This window comes from Bacillus cereus group sp. MG4 (assembly GCF_040460055.1).
Taxonomy (GTDB): domain Bacteria; phylum Bacillota; class Bacilli; order Bacillales; family Bacillaceae_G; genus Bacillus_A; species Bacillus_A wiedmannii.
Map to the genome: position 1 here is coordinate 5,192,746 of NZ_JARVGZ010000001.1, position 12,032 is coordinate 5,204,777.

Below are 12,032 nucleotides of genomic sequence, written 5' to 3' on the forward strand. Positions count from 1 at the left end.
TATTTTTTGTATAGAATAATCATTAATAAAATGTTTCAGAGATGTGACAACAAAACGACTATGAAAGGACGAGTAGTAGTAGGATGTAGTCTAAGCGAGTCAGGGGTGGTGTGAGCCTGATACGAAGCCTATTATGAAGAACCTCCTGGAGTTGCTAACCGAAATCCTTTAGAGGAAAGTAGACTTAGCCGGGAACTTCGCCGTTACAAGAAGAACAGTATCGAGATATTTCATCTCCGTATTGTATAAGTGAGCAACCTCTGTTGCTAATTTGGGTGGTACCGCGGAACCAAAGTCTTTCGTCCCAGTTTTTTGGGAAAGAAGGGCTTTTTTTGTTGGCTTCTTTTCACAACATCCAAACATTTTAGGAGGAAACCACCATGTATCAATCATTAATGACAGTAAGAGAGACTCAAATCGCAATTAAGGAAGTTAAAACATTTTTCGAGGATCAATTAGCAAAACGACTTGAACTATTCCGCGTATCTGCACCATTATTCGTAACGAAAAAATCAGGATTAAACGATCACCTAAACGGTGTAGAACGCCCAATTGAATTTGATATGTTACATTCAGGAGAAGAATTAGAAATTGTGCATTCACTAGCAAAGTGGAAAAGATTCGCATTACATGAATACGGATATGAAGCTGGTGAAGGTTTATATACAAACATGAACGCGATCCGTCGTGATGAAGAGCTTGATGCAACACATTCCATTTACGTTGACCAATGGGATTGGGAAAAAATCGTTCAAAAAGAATGGCGCACTGTAGATTACTTACAAGAAACAGTACGAACAATTTATGGAATATTCAAAGATTTAGAGGATCACTTATTTGAAAAATATCCGTTCCTTGGAAAGTATTTACCAGAAGAGGTTGTTTTCATTACTTCCCAAGAACTAGAAGATAAATATCCAGAATTAACACCGAAAGATCGTGAACATGCAATTGCGAAAGAACACGGTGCAGTCTTCATTATCGGAATTGGTGATGCACTTCGTTCAGGTGAAAAGCATGATGGACGTGCAGCTGATTACGACGATTGGAAATTAAACGGTGACATTTTATTCTGGCACCCAGTACTACAAGCTTCATTCGAATTATCATCAATGGGAATTCGTGTTGATAGTAAATCACTTGATGAACAGTTAACAAAAACGGGTGATGATTTCAAACGTGAGTATGATTTCCATAAAGGTATTCTAGAAGATATACTACCATTAACAATTGGTGGTGGTATTGGACAATCAAGAATGTGCATGTACTTCTTACGTAAAGCACATATCGGTGAAGTTCAATCTTCTGTATGGCCTGACGATTTACGTGAAGCTTGCAAGAAAGAAAACATTCATTTGTTTTAATAGAAGTGAGAGTAGCTCCAACACGGAGCTGCTCTCACTTTTTTGTTGTGTAAACGAATGGTTTACAGAGAGTTTTACTATTAGTTTCTTTCTTTTTTATCTCCTATTATGTAATAATTTGTTAAAGGAGGGGACGTTATGAACTTAGGAGAACAGCTAAAAAAACTAAGAGAATTAAAGGGGTTTTCGCAAGAGGATGTTGCTAAAAAGATTGGTGTGACAAGGCAAGCAGTATACAAATGGGAAAATGATAAAAGTTGTCCTGATATTGATAATTTAATTTTACTAAGTGAAATGTACAATGTTACGCTCGATGAGTTAATAAAAGGGAATCAAAACATTAAAGAAAAAATACATATTGATGAAGAAGATGAGGATTTTGAGAAAGAGAACGAGTTTGGTTTTTATATAGGATTTGGTTTGCTAATTATGAGTACTTTCATTGATTATGAAAAAATACAGGTGGCTGTATTAGGAGCTGCACTATTCATGATGGTTTTTTACTCGGATGTGAAGAAAGTTATTTTGAATGAATATAGATCTTTTTTTCATGGGAAAGGGCGATAAGATATAACATGAGAGGAGTCAGTTATATTTCCTAGGAAAGGATGAAGTGAGCAGTTAAATTATTTTATTATGATTTTAGGATTTCGTTGATATGTTAGAGAAGTGTTTGGATAGAGTCTAGAAATCTATGTGTAAAATGAAAATACATTTTTAAAAGCTCAAACAAGCGTAACCACGTTCTAAAATTAGGACGTGGCTAAAAATATAGTAGTTTAATTCATAATTCATCACTTTCTTATTTGTTACCGAGTTCTTCCGCTAAACCAATTAAAATGCCTTCGGTTCCACGAATATAGCAGAGTCGATACGAGTTCTCGTACTGAACTACTTCGCCAACGAGCTGAGCACCATGCTTAGTAAGTCTGGATACCATTTCGTCAATATCTTCAACGGTGAACATGACGCGCAGATAGCCGAGGGCGTTTACAGGAGCTGCCCGGTGATCTGTTATAGTAGGTGGGGTGAGAAATCGCGAAAGTTCAATTCGGCTGTGTCCATCTGGCGTAACCATCATAGCAATCTCTACGCACTGAGAACCGAGTCCGGTTACGCGACCAGCCCATTCACCTTCGACAGTTGCTCTCCCTTCGAGTTTCAAACCAATCTCCTCGAAGAAAGAGATTGCGTTATCAAGGGATTCTACAACGATACTGACATTGTCCATTCGTAGTAATCTGTTGTTTGTCATAGTCTTTATCTCCTTATATGTATAAATTTATTATATAATTATCCTTATAATTATACTAAAATCTCTTCTAAACAAAAAACACCTTGTCACAGTGTAGGAAAATGTGACAAAGTGTTTTCGGGGATAGTATATAACACCTTGTTAACGAACAACACTTCCTAAACCCTCTACTATTGAAATATGTGCGAACTTTATTTCGTGAATGCTATCATTTCAAGATTTTGATAATGTAGTTGCTATTCGATAAAATAACTTCGAGTTCCCCACAAAATATTCCTATCCTGTACGCTATTAAATGGTTCGATTGTTGTAAATAACTTTCTTGTCACTCTATACAAAGCAAACAGCTTGCTATTTATATAGGAAGGAAATAGATTCATATATTTTTTAAAGTTTTACCGGTGGAAATTAACTCATCTGCACTAAAGGTTCGATTTTCGCCATAAATGATTGATGCAGTGCCTCAACACCTGTTACTAAATGAAGGCGGTCAATAACGACAGACACTTTAATTTCTGATGTACTTACCATTTTAATATGAATATTTTCTTCTTTTAAAGTAGTGAACATATTCGCGGCAACTCCTGGATTAGAGACCATACCAGATCCTACAATGGATACTTTTGCTAAATGATTTTCATATTCTACAGATTCATAGTGAAGTGTTTCTTGATTTTGTTCCAATACCTCTAATGTTTCTTTTAAATCATTAGAATGGATTGAGAAGGAGAGGTGAACAGTTCCTTCATTTGTAATACTTTGAATGATGATATCTACATTAATATGTGCTGTTGCTAATGTAGAGAAAACTGTTGAAAGTGCACCTTGTTCCAATCCTTTCATTGTGACGCGTGTAATATTATCTTCAAATGCAATACCTTTAACGATTGATTGTTGTTCCATGTTACATTCTCCTTTTACAATTGTTCCGTTTTCTTGTTCCATACTTGAGCGAACTTCTAACATGACATTATGATTTTTAGCAAACTCAACAGCACGCGGGTGTAATACACCAGCACCGAGGTTTGCTAGTTCTAGCATTTCGTCATAAGAAATTTTATCTAATTTATAAGCATCTTTTACAACTCGTGGGTCCGTTGTATATACACCGGTCACATCCGTGTAAATATCACATTTTTTTGCTTTCAGTGCAGCAGCTAATGCAACAGCAGTTGTATCAGAACCACCACGTCCAAGCGTTGTAATTTCATGTTCTTTACTGGCTCCTTGGAAGCCAGCTACAATAACAATCGTACCTTCAGTAAGATAAGATTGAATTCGATCTGTATGAATGTCAGTAATCCGTGCACTACTATGTACAGATTCTGTCGTAATACCAGCTTGCCATCCTGTTAATGAAATCGCGTTATAACCTTTTGCTTGTAGTGCCATCGTTAATAATGAAATAGTAACTTGCTCTCCTGTTGATAGAAGCATATCCATTTCGCGTTTACTCGGATTTTCTGAAATCGCGTTAGCAAGTGCTACGAGTTCATCTGTGCTTTTTCCCATTGCTGAAACGACAGAGACGATGCTATGCCCTCGTTCATATTCTTCAATAATTAAATTTGCTACATGTTGAATGCGCTCAACGCTTCCAACAGAAGTGCCACCAAATTTTTGTACAATCGTTTCCATTACGAATTCCTTCTTTCATCCATTTTTAAGAATAGATTAGGACATATATAGATTCCAATATTCCTGTAGTTACCAGAGAAAAACAAAAAACACCATCTCAAATAAGTGAGGATGGTGCTGTTACAGGAAAAGGGAAACAGAAAACGGAGCTAATAAAAAAACCGCCAAAAAAGGAATACCATAAAAATGATATCTCTTTTTTGTAGATAGCTCTTCATACATACACTGCTGTACATATGACAGTTCTGTTTCTATTCGAAAACAGCCCCAATCGATAAATGCAGAGAAAATTATCGATTTCGGCAATACTTCCTTTCATCTAATTTCATAGACATCTCTGTGTCTCCATTAGAATAATCATAAGTATCGCAACCTCTATCTCACGTTTTAGGCGAGAGTGTTTGATTTATGAAGTTGTTGGTAACATTTGTTTTATAATAATTTAAATTTTTCGGGGAATCAAGTGTTTTGTATAAATTTTAAAAATTCTTTCTTTTCTTGAAGTAGTTTGTGAAAACTGTAGCAAAATAAATTCATTGCATGTACATTAAGTTTATAGCGTGTAGGAGGTGGAAGAATGAAGGGGAAAAAGCCTATTTATGTTTCGGCAGAAATGAACACAACAATGGAAAAATTATGGGGATATACACAGGGACCAGATATACATACAGAATGGGATGCTCGCTTTACTGAAATTTCGTATTTAGAGAAAAAAGAAGGAGAACCGCAGAAGTTTTTATATAAAACTAAAATTGGATTTGGACTTGAAATAGTTGGTGAAGGGGAATCGATAGGAGAAATAAGAAAAGAAACGGGTGAACGGATTTCTTCTTTAAAATTTTGGACAGATAATAAATTATCACTTATTCAAATAGGGCGTGGTTATTGGAAGTATACACCGCGTAAAGAACACATTCATTTTGAGACGCAATATGATTACGATACGAGGTTTGGTCGTATAGGAAATGTAATAGATTTCTATATGTTTCGTCCGTTATTAGGCTGGGCGACTGCTTGGAGTTTTGATGCTTTAAAATTATGGTTAGAAAAGGGACTTCATCCGAGATTACTAATTAGAAGAACAATGACATATTGGCTCGTATGTTTTTTGTTTGCTTTTGTATGGATGTATCAAGGAATAGTGCCGAAACTAGTGTTTACTCATTCAGAAGAAGTAAAAATGCTATCTGTGATAATTGGTTCAACGGAATATAGTATTTTTGTACTTAAAATAATTGGATTATTAGAAATTATTTTTGATGTCATATGGCTGTTGTCATTTCCAAAACGAAAAGTATTTATCGTACATATTTTTATGTTAATAGCCTTAACGATAGCGGCGGGTTTTACGAATATCGTAAGCTTTACAGAGCCGTTTAATCCAATTACATTAAACGTTCTACTTATGGGGTTATCGATTGTCGGTTATATAAATAGCACGAATTTGCCAAGCTCAAAAAATTGCAAGAGGAAGAGAAAGGGATAATGTATGGCTAATATTTATGAAAGACTATTAGGGGATTCTTATAAAAAACTTCATCCAAAATTACAGAAACGCTATGAGATTACAGAAGAAAATAGCTTTACTGGAGAAGGAAAGATGGATGAAATTTACGGAGGTTCTTTTTTCGTAAAATTGATATTAAAAATTGCATCGAAGTTTCGAATGTTTTTCTCTGAACGGGGGAAGGAAGTGCCATTTACAATACATAATACCGCTGAGCGAGATGAACATGGAAATGAACTTGTGCGGTGGAATCGTACTTTTTATTTTCATAATAAGAAAAGATACTTTAACGCTGTTATGCAGTTGGATGAAGAGAATAATGAAATTGTAGATTGTTTTGGTGAGCCACATTTACTCGTTTCTACATTGAATTTTCATATTGATGAGGTGGGGGCAATGCATATTTCTTCAAAGAAACAATGGTTTTACATGTTTGGAAAGAAAGTCCCGTTACCTAGGTTTTTATACGGAGAGGCCAACATTGTAGAAAGTTATGATGAAACAATACAATGTTTTCGAATTCATGTACAAGTAAGCAATCCGTTAATTGGTTCATTATTTTCATATAAGGGAACATTTGTAGAGAGGAAATAAATGATATGAAAAATATAATAGTTGGGTTTGCTTGTTATATTATTTTTCTAATATGTGAGTGGTCAAATATAAACCCGGTGGAAGCAATTATTTTATTATCTATTTTGTTATTTATACCGATGTCATTTTGCATCATTGATAAGAAAACAAGAAATGGATCATATGTATTCTTTTATAAATTTGTATCGCCGTTATATCCAATTGCAGCAATTAGTGCAACGTTAGCTTTCGTAACAAATCATTATTTCTTTGCGTTACTTTGGTTTGTATATACAGGAATTGTTTCGTTATTTGGTATAAGTAGATTGCTAGAAAGAGGATGGAAACCGTTAGAGGAGACAGCTATCGATAGTGCGTTTATGTATTTGTTTTTAGGTGGTTTCTGGTTTTTTGCTTCTGTAGCAAAACTCTCCATTATGCACTTTAGTTCTGACATTGTTTTGCTTACCGCTGCACACTTTCATTATTCGGCATTTCTATTGCCGTTATCAGCCGGTTTAATTGGGAGAAAAAGAGAAAAGAGAAGTAAAGTATATGATGCTATTATGTTTATCATCGTCATTTCACCTATGACAGTTGCAATAGGAATTACGTACTCAAGAGTATTTGATTTTTTTGCAGTTTTTCTATATTTATGTGCTATTTATAGTTATGGGATTTATGTTTGGCGTACGAAATTTAATGCTATTAGTGCAAAGGTTCTTCTGATCATATCGTCTAGTACACTCATGGTAACAATTATGTTTTCACTTATATATTCATATGGGAATTTGAAACATGTAATGACGATTACAATTGCTCAAATGGTTTGGATTCATGGTGTTGCCAATGGAATTGGAGTAGCGTTACCCGCATTTGTCGGCTGGATGATTGAAAAGAGTGCTCCGAATTATAAATATTACGGGAAACCAATGAGCAGGTTAAGAGGAAATGCGACAGTTGGGGAAGCATTTTTACATAACAGAAGTTTAATAGATAGCAAGGAATACAAAGGTTTAGTTGATAATATGAACGATTTTCATAGTGAGGGATTTGGCATGGCGAAGATTCCTTTAAGTATTACTCGTTTTTATGAAAATACAAAAGAGTATGAGTTACAATCGTATATTAAGTGGGCTCGTTGGTTTCGTCCGGTTGCATTTTGCTATGAGAAAATGAGTAAGCGTGTAGGACAAATACATTTAGGAATGGGCGGTAAGTGGGAAACGATGCATGGCTCTATCGTTGGGATAATAGATGAGAAAGATGGAAGGGAGAATGTAAGGGCTTGGCTAAGAAAAAATGAAGCAGGAGAATCTATTTTTGTAGCTCTTTACTCAAAGCACACATATAAGAGCGAGACATATATGAATATTGCATTACCTTTACCATATTCGAATATGACGGGGGTTTTAAAATTATGTAATAAGAGTAATGATTTAATCATTACTAGTAAGCTGAGAAGAAATGGTAAAGGAGATGAGGGGATTTATTTACATACTCGTTTCTTTACAATTCGTTTACCGTTAGCAGAGACTTTTATTATAAAGGAGAACACGAATCACATATTAGAAGCTAACCATAGAATGTGGATATTTGGAGTTAAGTTTTTAGAAATTGATTATGAGATTAAGAAAATAGAAGGAAAGTAAAAAAACTTGGAGAGATACCAAGCCTTTTTTACGTATGCGTAATTGTCATAGCAACTTGTTTATCTAAGTCTGGGTCCCAAACACGTTGAATTTCAAACGTACCTTTTTCAAAAAATAATGGGAATCTCTCTTTAAACCAATTTTGCATAGGAAGATTTAGTGCTGTATCGATTGCTACCCATAATAATTCGCCCTCAGGAGGATTCAAAAGGAGTTCACCTTCAAATGAATCTGTCCAATAGTTAAATACCATATATCGAACATTTTCTTTCGGATTTACGTATTCATCTAATCCTTTAAAAGTTAAATTTGAAACAAGTAATCCAGTTTCTTCTTTTACTTCTCGTTTAGCAGCTTGAACGATACTTTCTGGGAAATCTACTTTTCCGCCAGGAGCGATGTAGCCAGGAAAACCTCGATGATCGGGGCGTTTTATAAGTAAAACTTCATTATTTCGTTGGATCATACACATTGTATAGATGCGGTGCTCGATGTTATGAGAATTTTGAGGCATAACAATGTATTCTCCTTTATATTTTTTTTGATAATTTTACCATAACATAATGGTTTCTTATATAATTAAAAAAGAATATTAGGAATTTTTAGTGATATATAATAAAGTCTATAATCATTTGAAAAGAGGAGAGAGAAATGCAAGGGGAAGTACAAAGAGAAAAAGGTTTGGGGTATGTTTGGAAATTATTATTGCCAGTTAAAGCGTCACCACATTTTAAGTTTTTATGGATTGGGCAATTACTTTCGACTTTAGGCAGTTCGATAACGATGGTTATTTTGCCAGTCGTTGTGTATTCATTAACTGGTTCAACAGTTGTAATGGGGATGACAATGGCAATGTACATGCTGCCTAATATTCTTGCGTTACCGTTTGCTGGATTAGTCGTAGATCGAATTGATCGGGTGAAAGTAATGTTATTTACAGATATAATTCGCTGTATAGTAATGCTATTACTTGCGACACTTATATTTATGGACGTTTTAACAATTCCACTTCTATATGTACTTGTAGCATTATATGGACTTATGGAAGGGATATTTCAGCCAGCGTATGCGGCTGTAAGAGCGAAAGTATTTGTACCGGACATTCGAAATGCAGCTAATGCATTAACGCAAATGAGTAATCAAGGTATACGACTAATTGGACCGGCTCTTGGAGGATTAATCGTTTCAGTTGCATCTGCTGGAATAGGATTTGGACTAGATGCAGTAACGTATTTGCTATCATTTTTTTGTTTATTATTTTTAAGAGAAATAAAGTTTAAAAAAGTAAACTCCATTGAAAAGAGAAAGGTCGATTACAAACAAGAGTTTATGGAAGGTGTTTTCGTTTTAAAAAGTCATCCGTGGCTATGGATTACAATTTTAGTCTTTTCTTTCATCAATATTTGTTATGCAGGAATTATCGTCGTATTAATTCCATGGTTATTTAATGTTCATCATCATTTTGAAGCATACGTGTATGGATTAGGAATGGCATCCTCTGGTGTTGGAGCTGTAATTGCCGCGTTAATATTTGGCGGGAGGGAACGGTGGCATAAGCGTGGATTACTTGCTTATGGTGGTGTTTTAATAAGTGGTTGTGCGCTTTTAATAATGCCGTTTATTGCTTGGGCACCTGCTTTAATTGGATTAATGGCAATTGAAGGTTTCGGTATAATGATATTTGGACTCATTTGGGAAACAAGTTTACAAGAGCTTGTGCCAGAAGAAGCATTTGGAAGAGTGGCAAGCCTTGATATGTTAGGTTCATTTGCTTTATTGCCACTAGGTTATGTGGTTGTAGGATGGTTAGCTACTGTCATAGGTGGCGAGATAACGATTATAGCACTAGCTATTTTAGTACTTGTAACAATTGGACTAGCGTTAGCTGTACCAAGTATTAGGCGGTTCGATTAATTATGTAGATTAAAAGGGGGATATGGTATATGAATATAGAAAATCTACATGATTTACTAAGACATAAGTTGGGATGTAAATACATTTTTGGAGAAAAGGTCTTTGAAGCAAAAAATTTCACAGTCTATATCGCCACCCATAGAGAAAATAAGCTAACATATAACCAACTAGTATTAATAAAACATCTTTGTAACGAAAAGCCTTCCGTACATATTTGGGACAAGAAAATTAGTACGGAAGCAACAGAACTAGAAATCACAGAAGAAGTGACGGAAGCGATTCAATCTGGTTTTGTAAATGAAGAATAAGCCCTAATCAAATTAGGGCTTATTCTTCATTAAACACAAATGTTTGTTTCATTTGTTCCCCCTCATTTACCGGATGACCGTTGTATGAGAAATTTTTTTCTTCCCAAGTAATGACGACTTTAAAATTATGGCTATTAAAGTCTAAAGGGAATACGATGTAGTCAAAGTTTGTCTGACTTTTTGAAACGTTGTTATGTAATGTAGTAGGATTAAAAGTAGCTTTAGAGGTAGGAGTGTTATCAACTATTTCTACAGCTACGTTTGACACGTCATTACCGATGTTTTTTACGAGTAAGCGATATGTATCGTATACACCCTGTTTTGGCTGCGCTGCTTGCTTGTTTGCGTTATGGGATTTATCAATTTCGATATACCACTGTTTAGACTTTGATTCAATTGGTAGTGAGTGAAATGTGTATGCACTAGCTTGTATTGGTAGTGCTAAACAGATTAGTGTAAAGAGAGAAAGTATTTTTCGTTTCATCTTTAAAGTACTCCCATTCTGTAACGAATTTATTTGTTATTATCTTCTTTTTTTGAGAAGGTATACCATAATTCAATTGTAAAAAATATAGTCTCTCTTTGTGAATAAGATGGATATATTTCTCTTGGGCTAACCAATTGCCTACAGCAATTGCGTTATGGATTGGAACGATGTATTTATAAAAGGAAAACTATATGTTGTTTTCTTAATTCCCGTGACAGTCATGACACTCATGACTGTAATTTACATTTTAAATGCAAAAATTGGTTTTAACATTCCGTTAAACACATCTTATATTGTAGGTACAGTTATTACGCTTATATTAACTGCTGTATTCTTTATAAAAGCTAAGAAAAATAAAAATGAAAATATTGAAGTAGATGTGCAATTAGAGAAGGGAGCTGTGTAGAGATTTTTCTACACAGCTTTTTCTAATGTGAAAATTTTCCAATAATATGTTAAAATAACATTGTCATACAACAAGGGGGATTTGTTTTATGGAAAATGGATATCTTGCTAAAGTGGTTTTAATGAAAAGAATAGAATCGAAATCTAAGTATAATAAGAAACTTGAAAAATACCAAAGACGTTTATTAGCACTGCAGCAAATAGTAAAAGAAGAAAAAATCGCAGTTATACTCGTTATGGAAGGCTGGGATGCGGCTGGAAAAGGTGGAGCAATTAAGCGAGTGACGGAACACCTTGATCCGCGCGGGTTTCAAGTAAATCCAATCGGAGCACCAGCATCTCATGAAAAACGGTACCATTACTTGCAACGTTTCTGGCGAAAACTTCCTCAGTACGGGCAAATTACTATTTTTGATCGCTCATGGTACGGCCGTGTGTTAGTTGAGCGTGTTGAAGGGTTTGCTACAAAGGAAGAGTGGACGAGAGCGTATGATGAGATTAATGATTTTGAAAAACTATTAACAGATGATCATTATATAATCGGGAAGTTTTTCTATCATATTAGTAAAGATGAACAATTAAAGAGGTTTAGAGATAGAGAGAACAATCCTTTGAAAAGATGGAAAATTACAGACGAAGATTGGCGTAACCGTGAAAAGTGGGACGAGTATGTTGAAGCAATGGAAGATATGTTTGAAAAAACAAATAAGCCAAATGCGAAATGGCATATTATTGAAAGCAATGATAAATTATACGCACGTTTGAAAACATTGAAAGTGATTATTGCATTGATTGAGGATTACCTTTTAGAACATAATATAGAATTACCTTCGTATTATTATGAAATAAAAGAGGGTAAGAAAGAAGGCTTTGAAGCTAATCAAGATGAAGTTGTAAAATAGTACAAAGTTTGTATATGAAATATAAAG

Annotated in this window: 12 protein-coding genes, 1 pseudogene, 1 riboswitch and 1 other annotated feature; of the genes and pseudogenes, 9 read left to right on the forward strand and 4 right to left on the reverse strand. The window is 34.7% G+C overall.

From position 1 onward, the window contains the following. The first annotated feature begins 51 nt into the window (after window positions 1-51). Window positions 52-310 (forward strand) — a binding site (T-box leader). Between the two features lie 70 nt (window positions 311-380). Then, window positions 381-1,364 (forward strand): aspartate--ammonia ligase, encoded by a 984-nt coding sequence (gene asnA / locus QCI41_RS27415; RefSeq protein WP_353836184.1) that lies wholly within the window; start codon window positions 381-383, stop codon window positions 1,362-1,364. 138 nt (window positions 1,365-1,502) lie between these two features. Beyond that, window positions 1,503-1,931 (forward strand): helix-turn-helix domain-containing protein, encoded by a 429-nt coding sequence (locus QCI41_RS27420; RefSeq protein ID WP_353836183.1) that lies wholly within the window; start codon window positions 1,503-1,505, stop codon window positions 1,929-1,931. 235 nt (window positions 1,932-2,166) lie between these two features. On the opposite strand, the gene QCI41_RS27425 is transcribed toward QCI41_RS27420, so the two are convergent. Continuing rightward, a complete protein-coding gene (locus QCI41_RS27425; RefSeq protein WP_353836182.1) occupies window positions 2,167-2,619 on the reverse strand; it encodes a VOC family protein in 453 nt (150 codons plus the stop codon). Window positions 2,620-3,027: 408 nt separating this feature from the next. Further along, complete coding sequence (locus QCI41_RS27430; RefSeq protein WP_353836181.1) at window positions 3,028-4,257, reverse strand: aspartate kinase; 1,230 nt, start codon at window positions 4,255-4,257, stop codon at window positions 3,028-3,030. A gap of 199 nt (window positions 4,258-4,456) precedes the next feature. Beyond that, window positions 4,457-4,643, reverse strand: a riboswitch (Lysine riboswitch). Window positions 4,644-4,834: 191 nt separating this feature from the next. On the opposite strand from QCI41_RS27430, the gene QCI41_RS27435 reads away from it, so the two are divergent. The 3 genes from QCI41_RS27435 to QCI41_RS27445 are packed head-to-tail and all read left to right on the forward strand — an operon-like array spanning window position 4,835 to window position 7,989. Then, window positions 4,835-5,743, forward strand: a complete 909-nt coding sequence (locus QCI41_RS27435) for a DoxX-like family protein (RefSeq protein ID WP_353836180.1) — start codon at window positions 4,835-4,837, stop codon at window positions 5,741-5,743. 3 nt (window positions 5,744-5,746) lie between these two features. Beyond that, on the forward strand, window positions 5,747-6,358 hold the full coding sequence (locus tag QCI41_RS27440; protein ID WP_353836179.1) for a DUF4166 domain-containing protein: 612 nt from the start codon (window positions 5,747-5,749) through the stop codon (window positions 6,356-6,358). A gap of 5 nt (window positions 6,359-6,363) precedes the next feature. Continuing rightward, on the forward strand, window positions 6,364-7,989 hold the full coding sequence (locus QCI41_RS27445; protein ID WP_353836178.1) for a YndJ family protein: 1,626 nt from the start codon (window positions 6,364-6,366) through the stop codon (window positions 7,987-7,989). Window positions 7,990-8,017: 28 nt separating this feature from the next. Here QCI41_RS27445 and QCI41_RS27450 read toward each other — a convergent pair whose 3' ends face one another. Further along, on the reverse strand, window positions 8,018-8,503 hold the full coding sequence (locus QCI41_RS27450; protein ID WP_353836177.1) for an 8-oxo-dGTP diphosphatase: 486 nt from the start codon (window positions 8,501-8,503) through the stop codon (window positions 8,018-8,020). Window positions 8,504-8,640: 137 nt separating this feature from the next. Here QCI41_RS27450 and QCI41_RS27455 point away from each other — a divergent pair, with 137 nt between their 5' ends. Both QCI41_RS27455 and QCI41_RS27460 read left to right on the forward strand, forming a co-directional pair. Further along, the gene (locus QCI41_RS27455) at window positions 8,641-9,903 is read left to right on the forward strand and encodes an MFS transporter (protein WP_353836176.1); all 1,263 of its coding nucleotides are present in this window, start codon (window positions 8,641-8,643) and stop codon (window positions 9,901-9,903) included. A 29-nt stretch (window positions 9,904-9,932) separates the two neighbouring features. Then, window positions 9,933-10,211, forward strand: a complete 279-nt coding sequence (locus QCI41_RS27460) for a hypothetical protein (RefSeq protein WP_001019602.1) — start codon at window positions 9,933-9,935, stop codon at window positions 10,209-10,211. Between the two features lie 19 nt (window positions 10,212-10,230). On the opposite strand, the gene QCI41_RS27465 is transcribed toward QCI41_RS27460, so the two are convergent. Next, on the reverse strand, window positions 10,231-10,695 hold the full coding sequence (locus tag QCI41_RS27465) for a hypothetical protein (RefSeq protein ID WP_353836175.1): 465 nt from the start codon (window positions 10,693-10,695) through the stop codon (window positions 10,231-10,233). A 110-nt stretch (window positions 10,696-10,805) separates the two neighbouring features. Here QCI41_RS27465 and QCI41_RS27470 point away from each other — a divergent pair. Both QCI41_RS27470 and QCI41_RS27475 read left to right on the forward strand, forming a co-directional pair. Then, window positions 10,806-11,104: pseudogene (locus QCI41_RS27470) on the forward strand (carbon starvation CstA family protein); the annotation flags it as partial. An 88-nt stretch (window positions 11,105-11,192) separates the two neighbouring features. Next, on the forward strand, window positions 11,193-12,005 hold the full coding sequence (locus QCI41_RS27475) for a polyphosphate kinase 2 family protein (RefSeq protein WP_353836174.1): 813 nt from the start codon (window positions 11,193-11,195) through the stop codon (window positions 12,003-12,005). The last annotated feature ends 27 nt before the right edge of the window (window positions 12,006-12,032 follow it).

Bases quoted from the DNA above. Each gene is read 5' to 3' on its own strand.
- QCI41_RS27420 (WP_353836183.1), top strand. From the start codon at position 1,503: ATGAACTTAGGAGAACAGCTAAAAAAACTAAGAGAATTAAAGGGGTTT.
- QCI41_RS27475 (WP_353836174.1), top strand. From the start codon at position 11,193: ATGGAAAATGGATATCTTGCTAAAGTGGTTTTAATGAAAAGAATAGAA.
- QCI41_RS27440 (WP_353836179.1), top strand. From the start codon at position 5,747: ATGGCTAATATTTATGAAAGACTATTAGGGGATTCTTATAAAAAACTT.
- QCI41_RS27425 (WP_353836182.1), bottom strand. From the start codon at position 2,619: ATGACAAACAACAGATTACTACGAATGGACAATGTCAGTATCGTTGTA.
- QCI41_RS27455 (WP_353836176.1), top strand. From the start codon at position 8,641: ATGCAAGGGGAAGTACAAAGAGAAAAAGGTTTGGGGTATGTTTGGAAA.
- QCI41_RS27465 (WP_353836175.1), bottom strand. From the start codon at position 10,695: ATGAAACGAAAAATACTTTCTCTCTTTACACTAATCTGTTTAGCACTA.
- QCI41_RS27460 (WP_001019602.1), top strand. From the start codon at position 9,933: ATGAATATAGAAAATCTACATGATTTACTAAGACATAAGTTGGGATGT.
- asnA (WP_353836184.1), top strand. From the start codon at position 381: ATGTATCAATCATTAATGACAGTAAGAGAGACTCAAATCGCAATTAAG.
- QCI41_RS27450 (WP_353836177.1), bottom strand. From the start codon at position 8,503: ATGCCTCAAAATTCTCATAACATCGAGCACCGCATCTATACAATGTGT.
- QCI41_RS27445 (WP_353836178.1), top strand. From the start codon at position 6,364: ATGAAAAATATAATAGTTGGGTTTGCTTGTTATATTATTTTTCTAATA.
- QCI41_RS27435 (WP_353836180.1), top strand. From the start codon at position 4,835: ATGAAGGGGAAAAAGCCTATTTATGTTTCGGCAGAAATGAACACAACA.
- QCI41_RS27430 (WP_353836181.1), bottom strand. From the start codon at position 4,257: ATGGAAACGATTGTACAAAAATTTGGTGGCACTTCTGTTGGAAGCGTT.